The 18,639-nt window shown below is 71.2% G+C and carries 19 protein-coding genes; all 19 read left to right on the plus strand.

Annotated elements, in window-relative coordinates:
* Positions 1 to 23: 23 nt before the first annotated feature.
* The 19 genes from ACGFI2_RS06560 (at position 24) to nuoK (ending at position 18,634) form a co-directional block, all read left to right on the plus strand.
* A complete protein-coding gene (locus ACGFI2_RS06560; protein ID WP_393511703.1) occupies positions 24 to 302 on the plus strand; it encodes a type II toxin-antitoxin system Phd/YefM family antitoxin in 279 nt (92 codons plus the stop codon).
* A complete protein-coding gene (locus ACGFI2_RS06565; protein WP_393511706.1) occupies positions 299 to 709 on the plus strand; it encodes a PIN domain-containing protein in 411 nt (136 codons plus the stop codon). Before ACGFI2_RS06560 ends, ACGFI2_RS06565 begins: the two co-directional genes overlap by 4 nt.
* Positions 710 to 786: 77 nt before the next feature.
* Positions 787 to 1,977, plus strand: a complete 1,191-nt coding sequence (gene mqnC, locus ACGFI2_RS06570) for a cyclic dehypoxanthinyl futalosine synthase (RefSeq protein ID WP_393511709.1) — start codon at positions 787 to 789, stop codon at positions 1,975 to 1,977.
* A 271-nt stretch (positions 1,978 to 2,248) separates the two neighbouring features.
* Complete coding sequence (locus tag ACGFI2_RS06575) at positions 2,249 to 3,421, plus strand: hypothetical protein (protein ID WP_393511712.1); 1,173 nt, start codon at positions 2,249 to 2,251, stop codon at positions 3,419 to 3,421.
* A 199-nt stretch (positions 3,422 to 3,620) separates the two neighbouring features.
* A complete protein-coding gene (locus tag ACGFI2_RS06580) occupies positions 3,621 to 4,880 on the plus strand; it encodes a cell wall anchor protein (protein WP_393511715.1) in 1,260 nt (419 codons plus the stop codon).
* A 101-nt stretch (positions 4,881 to 4,981) separates the two neighbouring features.
* Positions 4,982 to 5,695, plus strand: a complete 714-nt coding sequence (locus ACGFI2_RS06585) for a demethylmenaquinone methyltransferase (RefSeq protein WP_393511718.1) — start codon at positions 4,982 to 4,984, stop codon at positions 5,693 to 5,695.
* A 73-nt stretch (positions 5,696 to 5,768) separates the two neighbouring features.
* On the plus strand, positions 5,769 to 5,987 hold the full coding sequence (locus ACGFI2_RS06590) for a hypothetical protein (RefSeq protein WP_393511721.1): 219 nt from the start codon (positions 5,769 to 5,771) through the stop codon (positions 5,985 to 5,987).
* 135 nt (positions 5,988 to 6,122) lie between these two features.
* Positions 6,123 to 7,397, plus strand: coding sequence for a geranylgeranyl reductase family protein (locus ACGFI2_RS06595; protein WP_393511723.1), 1,275 nt, complete (start codon positions 6,123 to 6,125; stop codon positions 7,395 to 7,397).
* A 133-nt stretch (positions 7,398 to 7,530) separates the two neighbouring features.
* On the plus strand, positions 7,531 to 7,896 hold the full coding sequence (locus ACGFI2_RS06600) for an NADH-quinone oxidoreductase subunit A (protein ID WP_089154551.1): 366 nt from the start codon (positions 7,531 to 7,533) through the stop codon (positions 7,894 to 7,896).
* Between the two features lie 11 nt (positions 7,897 to 7,907).
* Positions 7,908 to 8,585, plus strand: a complete 678-nt coding sequence (locus tag ACGFI2_RS06605) for a NuoB/complex I 20 kDa subunit family protein (RefSeq protein WP_393511726.1) — start codon at positions 7,908 to 7,910, stop codon at positions 8,583 to 8,585.
* The gene (locus ACGFI2_RS06610) at positions 8,582 to 9,319 is read left to right on the plus strand and encodes an NADH-quinone oxidoreductase subunit C (protein ID WP_393511729.1); all 738 of its coding nucleotides are present in this window, start codon (positions 8,582 to 8,584) and stop codon (positions 9,317 to 9,319) included. The genes ACGFI2_RS06605 and ACGFI2_RS06610 overlap by 4 nt, the downstream gene beginning before the upstream one ends.
* Positions 9,316 to 10,641 (plus strand): NADH-quinone oxidoreductase subunit D, encoded by a 1,326-nt coding sequence (locus tag ACGFI2_RS06615; protein ID WP_393511732.1) that lies wholly within the window; start codon positions 9,316 to 9,318, stop codon positions 10,639 to 10,641. The genes ACGFI2_RS06610 and ACGFI2_RS06615 overlap by 4 nt, the downstream gene beginning before the upstream one ends.
* Positions 10,638 to 11,780, plus strand: a complete 1,143-nt coding sequence (gene nuoE / locus ACGFI2_RS06620) for an NADH-quinone oxidoreductase subunit NuoE (RefSeq protein WP_393511735.1) — start codon at positions 10,638 to 10,640, stop codon at positions 11,778 to 11,780. The genes ACGFI2_RS06615 and nuoE overlap by 4 nt, the downstream gene beginning before the upstream one ends.
* The gene (gene nuoF, locus ACGFI2_RS06625) at positions 11,777 to 13,093 is read left to right on the plus strand and encodes an NADH-quinone oxidoreductase subunit NuoF (RefSeq protein WP_393511738.1); all 1,317 of its coding nucleotides are present in this window, start codon (positions 11,777 to 11,779) and stop codon (positions 13,091 to 13,093) included. The genes nuoE and nuoF overlap by 4 nt, the downstream gene beginning before the upstream one ends.
* On the plus strand, positions 13,093 to 15,576 hold the full coding sequence (locus tag ACGFI2_RS06630) for an NADH-quinone oxidoreductase subunit G (protein WP_393511741.1): 2,484 nt from the start codon (positions 13,093 to 13,095) through the stop codon (positions 15,574 to 15,576). The genes nuoF and ACGFI2_RS06630 overlap by 1 nt, the downstream gene beginning before the upstream one ends.
* Complete coding sequence (gene nuoH / locus ACGFI2_RS06635; protein ID WP_393511744.1) at positions 15,573 to 16,928, plus strand: NADH-quinone oxidoreductase subunit NuoH; 1,356 nt, start codon at positions 15,573 to 15,575, stop codon at positions 16,926 to 16,928. Before ACGFI2_RS06630 ends, nuoH begins: the two co-directional genes overlap by 4 nt.
* A gap of 1 nt (position 16,929) precedes the next feature.
* On the plus strand, positions 16,930 to 17,571 hold the full coding sequence (nuoI, locus tag ACGFI2_RS06640) for an NADH-quinone oxidoreductase subunit NuoI (RefSeq protein ID WP_393511747.1): 642 nt from the start codon (positions 16,930 to 16,932) through the stop codon (positions 17,569 to 17,571).
* Entirely contained in the window at positions 17,568 to 18,338 is a 771-nt protein-coding gene (locus tag ACGFI2_RS06645; protein WP_393511750.1) for an NADH-quinone oxidoreductase subunit J, read from the plus strand. The genes nuoI and ACGFI2_RS06645 overlap by 4 nt, the downstream gene beginning before the upstream one ends.
* Positions 18,335 to 18,634: an NADH-quinone oxidoreductase subunit NuoK gene (gene nuoK / locus ACGFI2_RS06650; protein WP_089154544.1), complete on the plus strand. Its 300-nt coding sequence runs from the start codon at positions 18,335 to 18,337 to the stop codon at positions 18,632 to 18,634. Before ACGFI2_RS06645 ends, nuoK begins: the two co-directional genes overlap by 4 nt.
* Positions 18,635 to 18,639: the final 5 nt, after the last annotated feature.

Genomic DNA, 18,639 nt, shown 5'->3' on the forward strand with positions numbered 1-18,639 from the left:
CGTGACGTTCTACACTTGGTCGCATGGAGCAGATCGCTGTTCGGGAGCTGAATCAGCACACCAGCCGGGTGCTGGCCCGGGTGCGCGCGGGCGAGACGGTCGAGGTGACCGACCGGGGTGAGCCGATCGCCCGTCTCGTCCCGGTGCTGGCCGGCGACGCCCTGCTCGGCCGGCTGGTGGCCGAGGGGCGGGCGACGGCGCCGACCACGACCGGGCCGGTGCCCATGCCGCCGGTGCTCGGCGACCCGACGGTGGACGTCGCGGCGGCCCTGATCGAGGCGCGCGACGAGGAGCGCTGGTGATCTATCTCGACTCGGCGGCGGTCATCAAGATGCTCCGGCGGGAGGAGGAGACGCCGGAACTGCTCGGCTGGTTGAACGACCGTGCCGGCGCGGCCCTGGTTTCGTCGGTCCTGGTCGAGGTGGAAGTGCCGCGAGCGCTGCGCCGCGCCGCGCCGCAGGCGCTTGTCGGTGTCCCGTCGGTGCTGGGCCGCCTCTACCGAGTGGAGATCGACGCCGCGGTCCGGGCAACCGCGGGCGCCTACCCGGAGCCGATGCTGCGCAGTCTCGACGCGATCCACCTCGCCACGGCGGAGATCCTGGCCCGCCAGGCAGCCACGGAGTTCGTGGCCTTTCTGACCTACGACCGGCGGCTGCTGGCGGCGGCCAAGGCGGTGGGGTTGCCGGTGGCGAGCCCGGGGATGGTCTGACCCGGCGACTGGGGTCCTCGTCACCTGGCCGAGGAGTGGCGTGTCCGCCATCCAGGCCGCGACGTAGGCTCGGAGGCGTGACGGTGAGCCGGGAGATCGACGACATCCTGCAGCGTGGCGCGGACGGCGGGCGGATCACGCCCGAGGAGGCCCTGCTGCTCTACACCGAGGCGCCCTTCCACGCGCTGGGCGAGGCGGCCGACGCGGTACGGCGGCGCCGCTATCCGGACAACATCGTCACGTACCTGATCGACCGCAACATCAACTACACGAACGTCTGCGTGACGGCGTGCAAGTTCTGCGCGTTCTACCGGGCCCCCAAGCACTCCGAGGGCTGGACCCACCCGACCGAGGAGATCCTGCGCCGCTGCGGCGAGGCGGTCGAGCTGGGCGCCACCCAGGTCATGCTCCAGGGCGGGCACCACCCGGACTACGGCGTGGACTACTACGAGGAGCTGTTCTCCTCGGTCAAGAAGGCCTACCCCCAGCTGGCCATCCACTCGATCGGCCCGAGCGAGATCCTGCACATGGCGAAGGTCTCGGGCGTGAGCCTCGACGAGGCCATCGCCCGGATCAAGGCCGCCGGCCTGGACTCGATCGCCGGCGCCGGCGCGGAGATGCTGCCGGACCGGCCGCGTAGGGCGATCGCGCCGCTGAAGGAGTCCGGCGCGCGGTGGCTGGAGGTCATGGAGCTGGCGCACCGGCAGGGCCTGGAGTCGACCGCGACCATGATGATGGGCACCGGCGAGACCAACGCGGAGCGGATCGAGCACCTGCGGATGATCCGGGACGTGCAGGACCGCACCGGCGGCTTCCGGGCCTTCATCCCGTGGACCTACCAGCCGGAGAACAACCACCTGAAGGGCCGAACCCAGGCCACCGCGCTGGAATACCTGCGCCTGATCGCGGTGGCCCGTCTCTTCTTCGAGACGGTGCCGCACCTGCAGGCGTCCTGGCTGACCACCGGGAAGGACGTCGGGCAGCTCGCCCTGCACATGGGCGTGGACGACCTCGGCTCGATCATGCTGGAGGAGAACGTCATCTCCTCGGCCGGCGCCCGGCACCGGTCCAACCTGCACGAGCTGATCGGCATGATCCGGTCGGCGGACCGGATCCCGGCCCAGCGGGACACGCTCTACCGCCGGCTCGCGGTGCACCACACCCCGGCCGACGACCCGAGCGACGACCGGGTGGTCTCGCACTTCTCGTCGATCGCCCTGCCGGGCGGCGGCGCGGGTCGGTCGCTGCCGCTGGTCGAGGTGAACTGAGCACTCGGCGAGCGGCTCCGCACGGCGCGTGACGGCCGACATTCGGTCGAACGGCTGATGGTTGGTGAGCGAATGGGTCCTTCCGGCGGGCCGGTCGTCCGGCCGCCGGGAGGGGCGCACGGGAGCAAGAGCGATCAATTCGGACCATCTTTAAGCGATCCTTAGGTGTGCAGGTGGTGAACCTCTGCCGCACGGGATGGCGGGAGAGATCGCGGACCGCTAATGTCCCCGGCCGTACCCTTTCCTGCACCCCACGGGGGGATCCACTTCCATGCTTATCCGTAGTCGCGTGCTCGCCGGCGCCACCGGCGTCCTCGCCGCCGGTCTCTTCGCCGCGCCGGCGATGGCCGAGCCGAACTCGGCCGACCTCGCCATCGAGGCCACCGGCACCACCATCGCCGTGGGCGCGCCCGGCAAGACCGCGAGCGTCTCCCTGCTGAACAAGAGCAAGGTGGACGCCAAGGGCATCCTCGTCGGGCTGGACATCAGCAAGCTGGACACCACCAAGGTGGACATCGACGAGTCCGGTTGCAACAAGCGCGAGGACGGCATCATCCTCTGCGGCATCGAGGGCGACGTGCTGAAGGCCGGCGCGGACGTCGACTGGGGCTTCCCGCTGAAGCGCAAGGGCGCCGGGGTCGGCGACGCCGGCGAGATCAGCGCCATCATCCTGCACGACGGCCCGGACCCGGACGAGTCCAACAACGAGGTGACCGTCAAGGTCAAGGTCGAGGGCACCGGCCCGGACCTGACCGTGGTCGCGTCCGACGTGGACAAGGCCGTCAAGGTCGAGGGCAACAAGATCTCCGTGGTCGGCGACCTGCACGCCGGTGAGACCGCCCAGCTGATCTACAGCACCTGGAACCAGGGCGACGCCACCGCGTCCGGCCTGAAGATCGCGGTCAAGCTGCCCAAGGGCGTGACGTTCGCCGAGGCCGAGGAGGGCTGCGTGGACGACGCCGCCAAGTCCTCGCGGGTGTGCACCTACCAGAACCTGGACCTGATCCCGGAGTCGAAGGACAAGCCGGGTGACGACCAGATCGCCGGTGGCCGCTTCTACCACCTGCTCACCGTCGGCAAGGACGTCAAGGCCGGCAGCCTGAGCGGCGGCAAGGTCACGGTCGAGGCAATGGGCGTCCAGTCGCTCACCGCCCGCGCCGCCGGCCGCAGCGCCCTGCCGGCGAACGCCGAGGCCGCCGCGCCCGTCGAGGTCGACGCGACCGACAACACCGACGCGTACGCTGTCGTGGTCGCCGCCGCCCCGGGTGGTTCCGGTGGTGGCTCGGGTGACGACGACGGTGGCCTGCCGGTCACCGGTCCGCAGGCCGGCCTGCTCGGTGGCGTCGGCGTGGCCGTGCTGGCCGCCGGTGGCGCGCTGTTCATGGCCGCCCGTCGTCGCCGCGTCGTCCTGGTGACCCCGGGCGACGAGAAGCCGATCGCCTGACGATCGTCCTCCATCGGCCCATGAGGGCCGTTCACATAACGCACCGCGGCAGGGGCGGGATGGGTGACCATCCCGCCCCTGCTGTTTGTCGAGGTAGGTGGATTTCCACCCGTGCACGGCTGGCGCCACGCCACGTCGCTCCGTTACCGTCCGTTCGTTCCGTGCGTGACCTTGAACTTCCCTACCCCCCGGGGGAACGATGACCAACCGATACCGATCCACACTGGCGCGTGCCGGCGTGGTGGCCCTGCTCTCCACCGCCGGCCTCGGCGCGGTCACCGGCCCGGCGCACGCCGCCGGCGAGGCCGACCTTCAGCTCATCCCGCTCAGCTACCAGCTGGCGAAGGGCGTCGACGAGGCCAGGGCCAAGCCGTTCAAGTTCCAGGTGAACAACACCACGGGCACCGTCGACGCGAAGGACGTCCGGGTCACGGTGGAGACGAAGGGCCTCAAGCCCCGCAAGGTCGGCGTGCTCGTCCCGGACGGCTGCCAGGTGTCCGGCACCGCCTTCTCCTGCCTGCTCGGCGACCTCGCCGCCGGCACCACCGAGGACTTCGGCATCCCGCTCTTCTCCACCGGCGGCAAGGGCGCGGCCGGCACGCTCACGGTCTCCATCAGCGCGGCCAACGGCGACGGGGTCCTGGACACCGTCGACCACGACATCACCGTCACCTCGCCCGGCTACGACCTCACCACCTGGGTGCAGGACGTGTACGCCGACGTGCAGGTCGATGGCGACTCCGCCGGCGAGGCGAACCTCCGTCCGGTCCGCCCCGGCGCGACCGCGCCGCTGGACTGGGCCGTCTTCAACGACGGCAGCAAGAAGGCCACCGGCATCACGTACGGGATCACGCTGCCGGCCGGCGTCACCTTCGCCGAGCTGCCCGAGGGCTGCGTCGAGCAGGTCCTGGGCGGCACCGCGCAGGCGCTCTGCGAGGACCGCGGCGCGGTGCTGAAGCCCGGCCAGTACTACACCGCAGGCGTGCGGGTGAAGGTCGGCGCGGACGTGACCGAGAAGCTGCTCCGACTGGGCTTCGTCTGGGCCGAGGGCCAGGACTCCGCGGCCGGTGAGCCCGAGGAGGCGCCGCGTGTCGCCAGCTCGGCGCAGCGGCGGGCCTTCTCCGAGGTCGACGACGGCGACAACATCGCCCAGTTCGACGTCTTCGTCGACCCGAGCGCGGAGCCGACCCCGACCCCGACGCCCAGCCCGACCGCCACGCCGACCGCCGAGCCGACCCCGAGCGGCAGCCCGACCGCGGTGCCGACCCCGAGCCCGACCACGGGCGGTGGCAACGGTGGTGGCTCCGGCGACGGCGGCCTGCCGGTGACCGGCATGCAGGTCGGCCTGATCGGCGGCATCGGCGCGGTCGTGCTCGCCGCCGGCGCGGCGCTGATGATGCTGTCCCGGCGTCGCAAGGTGGTCCTGGTCGCCCCGACCGAGGAGCGCACCGAGGACTGACCGGACCCGGACCGGACACGGTGAGGGCGGGGTGGGCGACCACCCCGCCCTCGCGCGTACCCGGGAGGACTCCCGGTCCGCGTGGCTGGCAGAGTGGAGGGGTGAGTAGTCGTTCCCCGCAGGGCCGGCGCGCCAGCCTGGAGAAGCAGCCGCACGAGGTCGCCGCCATGTTCGACGGCGTGGCGGCCCGTTACGACCTGACCAACACCGTGCTCTCCTTCGGGCAGGACCGGTCCTGGCGGCGGGCCACCCGGGCGGCGCTCGGGCTGCGTCCCGGCGAGCGGGTGCTGGACGTCGGCGCCGGCACCGGCGTCTCGACCGAGGAGCTGGCCCACTCCGGCGCGTACGCGGTCGGCGCCGACCTGTCGCTGGGCATGCTGCACGCCGGCAAGCGCACCCGCCCGTCGGTGCCGCTGCTGGCCGGGGACGCGTTGCGGCTGCCGTTCGCCGACGCCAGTTTCGACGCGGTGACCATCTCCTTCGCGCTGCGCAACGTGAACGACACCGACGCGGCCCTGCGTGAGCTGGCCCGGGTCACCCGGCCGGGCGGACGGCTGGTGGTGTGCGAGTTCAGCACCCCGGTCAACCCGGCGTTCCGGACGGTCTACCTGTCGTACCTGATGCGGTCGCTGCCGGCGGTGGCCCGAGCGGTGTCGAGCAACCCCGACGCCTACGTCTACCTCGCCGAGTCGATCCGGGCCTGGCCGGATCAGGCGGCCCTGGCCGCCCGGGTCGGTGCGGCCGGCTGGGGCCGGGTGGGGTGGCGCAACCTGACCGGGGGCGTGGTCGCCCTGCACCGCGCCGTCCGGAACTGATCGCTCGGCCGGTCCCGCCGGTCATTTCGTGAATGTCGGACTTTGCGCCACTTCGCACCGTAGGCTCGCGCCCATGACGGGATCCGACCACACCGCCACCGACGACGACGCCGCCGAGCTGATCGCGCAGCTGAGGGAGCTGGCCGGCGCGGATCCCGGGGAGGTCCGGCAGGTGGTGGCGGAGGTGCTGGCGGCGCTGGACCGCGCGGCCGGCGGCGCGCTGCGCGATCATCTGCCGGAGACGATCCGGCTCGACGCCGGTCTCGGGCCGCCCGCGCCGGCCCGCTCGTGACCGGTCTCCGTCCGCTTACCGGACGGTTTCCGGGAAGTTAGGCCCCCCTCAGCGCGTACTGGTGTAACGCCGGTCATAGACTCCAACCCGATCGGGCTTGTGAAGCATTTCACGAGCATGCGGGAGGAGGCGCGGATGACCGCGGTGGAGAACGACGCCGACGTCATCGTCGTGGGCGCCGGTCCCGGAGGATCGGCCACGGCGTACCACCTGGCGCGGCACGGCGTACGCGTGCTGCTGCTGGAGAAGACGGAGTTTCCCCGGGAGAAGGTCTGCGGCGACGGGCTCACGCCCCGCGCCGTGCGGCAGCTCATCCGGATGGGCGTGGACACGTCGCCCGAGGCCGGTTGGCTGCACAACAAGGGCCTGCGGGTGATCGGCGGCGGGGTCCGTCTGGAGCTGGACTGGCCCGACCTGGCCAGCTTCCCCAACTACGGCCTGGTCCGGACCCGGCTCGACTTCGACGACCTGCTCGCCCGGCGCGCCGTGGCCGCCGGGGCGGAGCTGCGCACCGGCGTCACCGTGGTGGGCCCGGTGCTCGACGCCGACGACCGGGTGACCGGCGTGCAGGCCGAGGTCGGCCCGGGCAAGCAGCCGGCCACCTTCCACGCGCCGCTCGTGGTCGCCGCCGACGGCGTCTCCGGCCGCTTCCCGATCGCGCTCGGCCTGGCCAAGCGGGAGGACCGGCCGATCGGCGTCGCGGTCCGCCGCTACTACCGCTCGCCCGCCAAGCACGACGACGACTACCTGGAGTCGTGGCTGGAGCTGCGGTCCAAGGGCAACGACGCGCTGCTGCCCGGCTACGGTTGGATCTTCGGCCTCGGCGACGGCCGGGTGAACGTCGGCCTGGGCGTGCTCAATTCCTCCTCGGCCTTCGGCAAGACGAACTACCGCAGGCTGCTCACCGACTGGTTGGCCAACACCCCGGAGGACTGGGGGATGACCGACGAGGCCAACGCGGAGGGGCCGATCCTCGGCGCCGCGCTGCCGATGGGCTTCAACCGGGTCCCGCACTACAGCCGCGGCGTGCTGCTCGTCGGCGACTCCGGCGGCATGGTCAACCCGTTCAACGGCGAGGGCATCGCGTACGCGATGGAGTCCGGTGAGCTGGCCGCGGAGGTCGCCGTGCAGGCGCTCGCCCGCCCGGCCGGCGCCGAGCGGGAGCGGGCGCTGATGGCCTACCCGCAGGAGTTGAAGGCCCGCTTCGGCGGCTACTACCGGCTCGGCGGGATCTTCGTGAAGCTGATCGGCCGCCCCGAGGTGATGCGGATGGCCACGAAGCACGGCATGCCGCACCCGATGCTGATGCGTTTCGTGCTGAAGCTGCTGGCGAACCTGACCGACCCGCGCGGCGGGGACGCGATGGACCGGGTCATCAACGCGATGACGAGGGTGGCGCCGGCCGTGTAGGAGACCACCGGCCCGGGGCCAACCGGCCACGGGTCGGACGGAGATCGACCCCGCCGACCGAGATCGTCAGGGACGTGAATAGTGTGATTTTGGCCAACCACCGAGGTCAGGGAAGGACGAGCAGGGGAAAACGATGACGCTCTCTCCTTATGCACCCATCATCGGGCTGTTCGCCCTCGCCGCGGGGTTCGCGCTGTTCTCCGTGGCCGCCGCCCGATTCGCCGGCCCCCGGCGTCTGAACAAGGCCAAGCTCGAGGCGTACGAGTGTGGCATCGAGCCGAGCCCGCAGCCGGTCGGCGGCGGCCGGTTCCCGATCAAGTTCTACCTGACGGCGATGCTCTTCATCGTCTTCGACATCGAGATCATCTTCCTCTACCCCTGGGCGGTCTCCTTCGACGCCCTGCCGATCTTCGGCTTCGTGGAGATGGTCATGTTCATCGTCGCGGTCTTCGTCGCCTACGCCTACGTGTGGCGGCGCGGCGGCCTGGACTGGGACTGAGGAGGTAGCAGATGGGCATCGAGGAGAAGCTTCCCTCCGGCGTCCTGCTCACCAGCGTCGAGAAGCTGGTCAACTGGTCGCGGAAGTCGTCCGTCTGGGGCGCCACGTTCGGCCTGGCCTGCTGCGCCATCGAGATGATGGCCGCGGGCGGCCCGCACTACGACATGGGCCGGTGGGGCATGGAGGTCTTCCGTGCCTCGCCCCGGCAGGCGGACCTGATGATCGTGGCCGGCCGGGTCAGCCAGAAGATGGCCCCGGTCCTGCGGCAGATCTACGACCAGATGGCCGAGCCCCGCTGGGTCATCTCGATGGGCGTCTGCGCCAGCAGCGGCGGCATGTTCAACAACTACGCCATCGTGCAGGGCGTCGACCACGTCGTCCCGGTCGACATGTACCTTCCCGGCTGCCCGCCCCGGCCGGAGATGCTCATCGACGCGGTGCTCAAGCTCCGCGAGAAGATCATGTACGAGCCGCTGGGTCCGAACGGCCGCAAGATGCTGGAGGCCCGCAAGGCGCGCGGTGACGTGCCGGTCGTGCCGTACGGCTCGATGCCGTCGTCCTACCGCAACGACAAGGCCCGGCGCGCCGAGTGGACGAAGGCCGTCCGCGAGGGGCGCGAGGAGCAGTTGCGGATCGAGAACTGGATGAAGGCGCAGAACCACCTCCAGACGCAGGGGGGACCCAAATGACCTCGCCCCACGACCGGAACAACGACGGCGGGGTGCCGGTGCCGACCACGCCGGCCGGCGCCAGCTCCACCGCGCCGGCCGAGTACCCGCCGGCCAGCCCGGCCGGTCGGGGGATGTTCGGCAACCAGGGCAGCGGCGACGTCTCCGGCTACGGCGGCCTGGTCCGCCAGCGCAAGCCCATCGAGGAAGCCACCCGCCCGTACGGGAGCTACTTCGACGAGGTGCGGGACGCGCTGGAGGAGGCGTACCCGCAGTTCGGCGACGCGATCGAGAAGGTCGTGGTCGACCGGGGTGAGCTGACCCTGCACGTGCGGCCGGAGCGCATCGCCGAGGTCTGCCAGGTGATGCGCGACGACATGTCGCTGCGCTTCGAGCTGTGCTCCTCGGTGTCCGGGGTGGACTATCTGGGCGCCGACGGACGTCGGCTGCACGTGGTCTACCAGCTCACCTCGATGACCTACCGGCGGCTGGTCCGGCTGGAGGCCGCGGTCTCCGCCGAGGACCCGCACCTGCCGAGCGTCACCTCCGTCTACCCGACCGCCGACTGGCAGGAGCGGGAGACGTACGACATGTTCGGCATCGTCTTCGACGGCCACCCCAACCTGACCCGGATCCTCATGCCGGACGACTGGGAGGGGCACCCGCAGCGCAAGGACTACCCGCTGGGCGGCATCCCGGTGGAGTACAAGGGCGCGGAAATTCCCCCGCCGGACCGGAGGAGGTCGTACCAGTGACGACGTCGAACTACGCGACCGAGCGCGAGACCACCGAGGGCAAGGTCTTCACCGTCACCGGTGGGGACTGGGACCAGGTCGTCTCCGGCACCGACCCGATCAACGACGAGCGGATCGTCGTCAACATGGGGCCGCAGCACCCGTCCACGCACGGCGTGCTCCGGCTGGTCCTGGAGCTGGAGGGCGAGACGGTCCGCGACGTCCGCTCGGTCGTCGGCTACCTGCACACCGGCATCGAGAAGAACCTGGAATACCGCAACTGGGTCCAGGGCTCGACGTTCGTGACCCGGATGGACTACCTCTCCCCGATCTTCAACGAGACGGCGTACGCGCTCGCGGTGGAGAAGCTGCTCGGCGTCACCGACGACGTCACCGAGCGGGCGACCACCATCCGGGTGCTGATGATGGAGCTGAACCGGATCTCCTCGCACCTGGTCTGGCTGGCCACCACCGGCATGGAGCTGGGCGCGATCAACATGATGTTGTACGGCTTCCGCGAGCGGGAGTACATCCTCGACATCTTCGAGACCATCACCGGCCTGCGGATGAACCACGCGTACGTGCGGCCGGGCGGGGTGGCGCAGGACGTGCCGGACGACGCGATCCGCAAGATCCGCGACTTCCTGGTGCTGATGCCGAAGAAGCTCAAGGAGTACGAGGACCTCCTCTCCGGGCAGCCGATCTGGATCCAGCGCACCACGAACGTCGCGGTGCTCGACACCACCGCCTGCGTGGCGCTCGGCATCACCGGGCCGGTGCTCCGCTCCGCCGGGCTCGCCTGGGACCTGCGCAAGACCATGCCGTACTGCGGCTACGAGACGTACGAGTTCGACGTGCCGACGCACACCGACGGCGACGTGTGGGGCCGCTACCTGGTCCGGCTGGCCGAGATCCGCGAGTCGCTGAAGCTGGTCGAGCAGGCGCTCGACCGGTTGAAGCCGGGGCCGGTGATGGTCGCCGACAAGAAGATCGCCTGGCCGGCGCAGCTCGCCATCGGCGTGGACGGCATGGGCAACTCGCTGGAGCACGTCGCCAAGATCATGGGTCAGTCGATGGAGTCGCTGATCCACCACTTCAAGCTCGTCACCGAGGGCTTCCGGGTCCCGCCGGGCCAGGTGTACGTCGGCATCGAGTCGCCCCGCGGCGAGCTGGGCGTGCACGCGGTGTCCGACGGCGGCACCCGGCCCTACCGGGTGCACTACCGGGAGCCGAGCTTCGTCAACCTCCAGGCCCTCCCGGCCATGGCCGAGGGTGGCCTGATCGCCGACGTGATCGCCGGCGGCGCCTCGCTGGACCCCGTGATGGGTGGTTGTGACCGATGAGTACGACGTTCACCGAAGAGACCCGGCTGCGGGCGCGGGAGATCATCGCCCGCTACCCGGCGGACCGGTCCCGCTCGGCCCTGCTGCCGCTGCTGCACCTGGTCCAGTCCGAGGAGGGTTACGTCTCCCCGGCCGGCGTCGAGTTCTGCGCCGAGGTGCTCGGGCTGAACAAGGCCCAGGTCGGCGCGGTCGCCACCTTCTACACCATGTACAAGCGCAAGCCGACCGGTGACTACCTGGTCAGCGTCTGCACCAACACGATGTGCGACGTGCTGGGCGGGCAGGCGGTCTACGACACGCTCGCCGAGCACCTGGGCGTCGGGCACGAGGAGACCACGGCCGACGGGAAGATCACCCTGGAGCACGCCGAGTGCCTGGCGGCGTGCGACTACGGCCCGGTGATGACCGTCAACTACGACTTCTTCGACAACGTCGAGCCGCAGGGCGCGCTCGGCGTGGTGGAGGAGCTGCGCGCCGGCGGCCGGCCGATGCCGACCCGCGGCGCCCGGCTCTGCACGCTGAAGGAGATGGCGGTCCAGCTCGCCGGTTTCGCCGACGAGCGGGACGGCGCGGTGGCCGACGGTGGGCCGGGTGAACCGAGCCTGCGCGGCCTGCGCCTGGCCGAGCGGCACGGCATCTCGGTGCCGGGCTACGACCCGAAGACGCCGATCCGCAGCAAGGCCGAGGCCGACCGGGCTGCCGCCGAGGCGAAGGCGAAGGCCGAGGCCGAGAAGCCGGCCCCCGCGCCGGAGCCGGCCAGGGCAGGCACCGCCGGCAACGCGGGCGTGGGCGAGCCGGCGACGCCCGCGGCGGCCAGCGGCAGCACCGCCCCGGACGTCAAGGCGCCGGACGACAAGTCACCGCAGGTGCGTACCGCCGAGACCCGGCAGCCGGACGCGCGGACCGCGGTGGCGGACGCGCCGGGCACCAAGCTCCCGGTGGACGGCCCGGCCCCGGCGCCCCGCGACGCGCGGGCGGCGGAGGCGGCCGGTGCGGCGGCCAACCCGCCGGCCGGCGACGGCAAGCCCGCCGGCGACGCGGCCGACGCGCAGGAACGCAACCTCAAGGACGCCGAGGCCGGTACGGACGCCGACGGCGCCGACCCGGCGGACGCGAGCGGAACGGGGGTCCGGAAGTGACCACGCCTCGGCCGGAAACGCTGGCCAAGCTCACGCCGGTGCTCACCAAGCGCTGGCTGTCGCCCGACGCCTGGCGGCTCGGCACCTACGAGAAGCTGGACGGCTACGCCGCGCTGCGCAAGGCGCTCAAGGCGCACCCGGACGACCTGATCCAGTTGATCAAGGACTCCGGGCTGCGCGGCCGGGGCGGCGCGGGCTTCCCGACCGGGCTCAAGTGGGGCTTCATCCCGCAGGGCGACGGGAAGCCGCACTACCTGGTGGTGAACGCCGACGAGGGTGAGCCGGGCACCTGCAAGGACCTGCCGCTGATGACCCACGACCCGCACGCGCTGGTCGAGGGCGTCATCATCGCCTCGTACGCGATCCGGGCCAACCGGGCCTACATCTACATCCGCGGTGAGGCGGTGCACGCCGCCCGCCGGCTGCGCAGCGCGGTCGCCGAGGCGTACGCCAAGGGCTACCTCGGCCGGAACATCCTCGGCTCGAAGTTCGACCTGGACCTGGTGGTGCACTCCGGCGCCGGGGCGTACATCTGCGGTGAGGAGACCGCGCTGCTGGACTCGCTGGAGGGCTTCCGGGGCCAGCCCCGGCTGCGCCCGCCGTTCCCGGCGACCCACGGCCTGTACGCCAGCCCGACGGTGGTCAACAACGTCGGCACCATCGCCAGCGTGCCGCACATCGTGCTGGGCGGCGCGGACTGGTGGAAGACGATGGGCACGGAGAAGTCGTCCGGGCCGATGATCTACTCGCTCTCCGGCCGGATCGCCGAACCGGGCCAGTACGAGGCCTCGATGGGCATCACGCTGCGCGAGCTGATCGAGCTGGCCGGCGGGATGAAGCCCGGGCACGAGCTGAGGTTCTGGACCCCGGGCGGCTCCTCGACGCCGCTGCTCACCGCCGAGCACCTGGACGTGCCGCTGGACTTCGAGGGGGTGGCGGCGGCCGGCTCGATCCTGGGCACCACGGCCACGCAGATCTTCTCCGACCAGGACTGCCCGGTGTACGCCACCTACCGGTGGCTGGAGTTCTATCACCACGAGTCGTGCGGCAAGTGCACCCCGTGCCGGGAGGGCAACTACTGGATGGTCCGGGTCTACCGGCGCATCCTCGCCGGCCAGGGCACCCACGAGGACCTCGACACCCTGCTCGACACCTGCGACAACATCCTCGGCCGTTCGTTCTGCGGCCTGGGTGACGGTGCGACCAGCTCGGTGACCTCGTCGCTGAAGTACTTCAAGCAGGACTACCTCGACTACATCGAGGGACGTACCGCGCCGAAGCTGTCGGACAAGCAGCTGGTGGGAGCCCACTAATGACCGACGTAGCCAAGCAGACCGAGACCGTCACGCTGACCATCGACGGCGTCGAGGTCACCGCGCCCAAGGGCACGCTGCTGATCCGGGTCGCCGAGCAGATGGGCACCGAGATCCCGCGCTTCTGCGACCACCCGCTGCTGGCCCCGGCCGGCGCCTGTCGGCAGTGCCTGGTGGAGGTGGAGGGCCAGCGCAAGCCGGTCGCCTCCTGCACCCAGACCGTCGCCGACGGGATGGTCGTGCGTACCCAGCTCACCTCGCCGGTCGCCAAGAAGGCCCAGGAGGGGGTGATGGAGCTGCTGCTCCTCAACCACCCCCTGGACTGCCCGATGTGCGACAAGGGCGGCGAGTGCCCGCTGCAGAACCAGGCGATGTCCACCGGCCGGACGGACTCGCGCTTCCACGAGCACAAGCGGGAGTACCCGAAGCCGCTGCCGATCAGCACCCAGGTGCTGCTCGACCGGGAGCGCTGCGTGCTCTGCCAGCGGTGCACCCGGTTCTCCGATGAGATCGCCGGCGACAAGTTCATCGACCTGATGGGACGCTCCTCGCACGAGGAGATCAACATCTACCGGGACGACGCGTACGGCGAGGAGGGGGACGAGGGGGATGTTCCGTTCAACTCCTACTTCTCCGGCAACACCGTGCAGATCTGCCCGGTGGGCGCGCTGACCGGCACCCAGTACCGGTTCCGCTCCCGCCCGTTCGACCTGGTCTCCTCGCCCAGCGTCTGCGAGCACTGCTCGGCCGGTTGCGCGCAGCGCACCGACTGGCGGCGGGGCAAGGTGCTGCGCCGGCTGGCCGGCGACGACCCGGCGGTGAACGAGGAGTGGAACTGCGACAAGGGCCGCTGGGGCTTCCAGTACGCTCGCGCGTTCGACCGGCTGACCACCCCGCTGGTGCGCGACGAGAAGACCGGTGAGCTGCGCGAGGCGTCGTGGAGCGAGGCGTTCACCCGGGCCGCCGAGGGGCTGCGCGCGGCCCGCGACGGCGCCACCGGCACGGCGGTGCTGACCGGTGGCCGGCTCACCGTCGAGGACGCCTACGCGTACGCGAAGTTCGCCCGGGTCGCGCTGCACACCAACGACATCGACTTCCGGGCCCGCCCGGTCTCCCGCGAGGAGGCCGACTTCCTGGCCAGCAACGTCGCCGGGACCACCGACGTGACCTACGCGGACGTGGAGAACGCGCCCGCCGTGGTGCTGGTCGGCCTGGAGCCGGAGGAGGAGTGCCCGATCCTCTTCCTGCGGCTGCGCAAGGCGTACCTGAAGAAGAAGCTCACGGTGTACGCGATCGCGCCGTTCGCGACCCGCGGCCTGGAGAAGCTCGGGGCGAAGCTGGCCCGGGTGGTGCCGGGCGAGGAGGCCAGCGTGCTGGCCGAGCACGCCACCGTGGCCGAGGCGCTGGGGCAGCCCGGCGCGATTCTGATCGTCGGCGAGCGGCTGGGCGCGGTGCCCGGCGGCCTGTCCGCCGCGGCGGACGTGGCCCGGCGTACCGGCGCCCGGCTGGCCTGGGTGCCGCGGCGCGCGGGTGACCGCGGCGCGGTCGACGCGGGTTGCCTGCCCAACCTCCTCCCCGGCGGCCGGGTGGTCACCGAGCCGGCCGCCCGCGCGGAGCTGGGCGAGGCGTGGGACCTGCCGGCCGGGGTGATCCCGAGCCAGGCCGGCCGCGACACCGACGGCATCCTCGCCGCGGCGGCCGACGGCAAGCTCGGCGCGCTGGTGGTGGCCGGCGTCGACCCGGCCGACCTGGCCGACCCGCGCCGGGCCGAGGCGGCCCTGGACGCGGTGCCGTTCCTGGTCAGCCTGGAACTGCGGATGAGCGCGGTGGCCCGCCGGGCCGACGTGGTCCTCCCGGTCGCCCCGGTGGTCGAGAAGGCCGGCAGCTTCCTCGACTGGGAGGGCCGGCTGCGCCCCTTCGAGCGGGTGCTGGACACCGGCGCGATGACCGACGGCCGGGTGCTCGACGCGATCGCCGCGCTGCTCGACGTGCGGCTCGGCACCGGTGACGTGACGAGCGTGCGCCGCGAGCTGGGCGCGCTGCCGCGCACCCGGACGTCTCGGCCGTCCGCGCCCTCGGTCGAGCCGGCCGCCGTGCCGCAGCCCGGCCCGGGCGAGGCCGTGCTGTCGACCTGGCACCAGCTCGTCGACCTGGGCAGCCTCACCGACGGTGACGAGCACCTCGCCGGCACCGCCCGTCCGCCGGTCGTCCGGCTGGGCAAGGGCACCGCCGAGGCGCTCGGCGTGGTCGACGGCGACCCGGTCACGGTCGGCACCGACCGCGGCGCGGTCACCCTGCCGGCGGCGATCAGCGAGATGCCGGACGGCGTCGTCTGGCTGCCGACCAACTCACCCGGCTCGACCGTACGGCGCAGCCTCGGCGCGACGTCCGGTCACCTCGTGAAGGTGACCGCGGCGCCCATCGCCGCGGACGCCGCCGCGCGTCCGGGTCCGCTCCTCAACGCAGGGGGTGTCTCCGAGTGAATACCGTCGTCCTCGCGGCGCAGGACCCGACGCTGGCCGACTTCGGCAAGGACCCGTGGTGGCTGGTCCTCGGGAAGATCGTCTTCGCGTTCGCGTTCGGCCTGCTGGCCACGCTGCTCGGCGTCTGGTTCGAGCGGCGGGTGGTCGGCCGGATGGCGGTCCGGCCCGGCCCGAACCAGGTCGGCCCGTTCGGCCTGCTGCAGACGCTCGCCGACGGTCTGAAGATGGCGTTCAAGGAGGACATCCTCCCGCGCGCCGCCGACAAGGTGGTCTTCTTCTTCGCGCCGACCATCTCGGTGATCTCCGCGGTCACCGCGCTGTCGGTGATCCCGTTCGGCCCGAGCGTGAGCATCTTCGGCCACTGGACGCCGCTTCAGGTCACCGACGTGCCGGTGGCGGTGCTGGTGATCCTGGCCTGTTCCTCGATGGGCGTCTACGGCGTCGTGCTCGGCGGCTGGGCCTCCGGCTCGACGTACCCGCTGCTCGGCGGCCTCCGCTCCACCGCCCAGATGATCTCCTACGAGGTCACCATGGGGCTGAGCATCGTGGCCGTGTTCATGACCGCCGGCACGATGTCGACGAGCGGCATCGTCGCCGCCCAGGGCGACGCCACCCGGCTGAGCGTCGGCGGGTTCGAGCTGCCCACCCCGGGCTGGTACGCGATCCTGCTGCTGCCCAGCTTCATCATCTTCTTCATCGCCATGGTCGGTGAGACCAACCGGGCGCCGTTCGACCTGCCGGAGGCGGAGTCGGAGCTGGTGGCCGGCTTCATGACGGAGTACAGCTCGCTGAAGTTCGCGCTCTTCATGCTCTCCGAGTACGTGGCCATGGTGAGCATGTCCGCGGTCACCACCACGCTGTTCCTCGGCGGCTGGCGGGCACCGTGGCCGATCACGCTGTGGTCGGGCGCCAACGAGGGTTGGTGGCCGATGCTGTGGTTCTTCGGCAAGGTGATCCTGCTGGTCTTCGTGTTCGTCTGGCTCCGCGGCACGCTGCCCCGGCTCCGCTACGACCAGTTCATGCGCTTCGGCTGGAAGGTGCTGCTGCCGATCAACCTGGTCTGGATCCTGGTGCTGGCCGGGCTCCGCTCGATCGAGGACTGGCAGACGAAGGACCGGCTGCTCGTCACCGCGATCGGCGCGGGCGTGCTGCTGCTGGCCACGCTCTTCTGGCCGAGCGGGAAGAAGGAGCCGAAGCCGTCGCCGCAGGAGCAGGCGGACAGCCGGCCGTACGGCAGCTTCCCGCTGCCACCGATGGATCTTCAGGTTCCGCCGAGCCCGCGTACCAAGCGCGTGGTCGCCGAGCGGGAGCCGGCCAACGTCGTCGCCGGCTCCGAATCCAGGGAGGTGTGACGTGGGCGCGATCACCGGAACGTTCAAGGGCTTCGGGGTCACCTTCTCGCACATGTTCAAGAAGGTCGTCACCACCGACTACCCGTTCAAGCCGCCGGTCTCGGCGCCGCGCTACCACGGGCGGCACATCCTCAACCGGCACCCGGACGGGCTGGAGAAGTGCATCGGCTGCGAGTTGTGCGCCTGGGCGTGCCCGGCCGACGCGATCTACGTGGAGGGTGGCGACAACACCGAGGAGCAGCGCTTCTCCCCGGGTGAGCGGTACGCCAGCAACTACCAGATCAACTACGCCCGGTGCATCTTCTGCGGGCTCTGCATCGAGGCATGCCCGACCCGTTCGCTCACCATGAGCAACGAGTACGAGCTGGCCCGGGACAACCGGCAGGACCTGATCTTCACGAAGGAGCAGTTGCTCGCGCCGCTGCTCGAGGGCATGGAGCAGCCGCCGCACCCGATGCGGCTGGGTGACAGCGAGAAGGACTACTACGTCGGCGCGCTGACCAACCCGGGCACCTCGGCCGGTGCCGAGCACTCGTCGATGGGCCCGGGCCGGTACCAGGTGGAGGAGCACCCCGGCGTGACCTTCCCCGGCGCCGAGCAGGCCGCGCAGCGCTCCGAGGCGGGCAAGGGAGCAGGGGTATGACCAGTTCTACGGTGCTCGCCGCGGCGGGCCAGGTCTCCGGGGGCGAGGAGGTCACCTTCTGGATCCTCGCCCCGCTGGCCCTGATCGGAGGGCTCGGCATGGTGTGGGCCCGCAACGCGGTGCACTCCGCGCTCTGGCTGGTGCTGACCATGCTCTGCCTGGGCGTGTTCTACGTGCTCCAGGCCGGGCCGTTCATCGGCATGGTGCAGATCATCGTCTACACCGGCGCGATCATGATGCTCTTCCTGTTCGTGCTGATGCTTGTCGGCCGGGACGCGTCCGACTCGCTGATCGAGACGCTGCGCGGCCAGCGGGTCGCCGCGGTGGTGCTCGGGCTCGGCTTCGCCGGCCTGGTCGGCACCGGGCTCTACCGCGCGCTCAACGGCGTGCAGGCGGTCGGGCTGGAGCAGGCGAACGCCGAGGGCAACGTGCAGGGCATCGCCCGGCTGCTCTTCACGAAGTACGTCTTCGCCTTCGAGCTGACCTCGGCGCTGCTGATCACGGCTGCGGTGGGCGCGATGGTGCTGGCGCACATCGAGCGGCGCAAGGAGGACCGGATGGACCAGGTCGCCACCATGAAGGCGCGGTTCCGTCCGGGCAACTACCCCGGCCCGAAGCCGGGCCCGGGCGTCTTCGCCACCTCCTCCTCCGTGGCCACGCCGGCCCGCCTGCCGGACGGCCGGCTGACCGACCGCGGCATCTCGGAGATCATGCCGGTCCGCGAGCTGACCGCTGAGGAGACCTCGTTGAAGGGCACTGACAAATGACGCCCGACTACTACCTGATCCTCGCGGCGGTGCTGTTCACCATCGGCGCCGTCGGCGTGCTGGTCCGGCGCAACGCGATCGTGCTGTTCATGTGCGTCGAGCTGATGCTCAACGCGGCCAACCTGACCCTGGTCACGTTCAGCCGGATCAACGGTGACCTGAACGGCCAGATCATGGCGTTCTTCGTGATGGTGGTGGCGGCGGCCGAGGTCGTGGTCGGGCTTGCGATCATCATGGCGATCTTCCGGACCCGGCGCTCGGCCAGCGTCGACGACGCCAACCTGCTGAAGTACTGAGGGGT

The organism is Micromonospora sp. NPDC049282 (assembly GCF_043197045.1).
Classification (GTDB): Bacteria; Actinomycetota; Actinomycetes; order Mycobacteriales; family Micromonosporaceae; genus Micromonospora.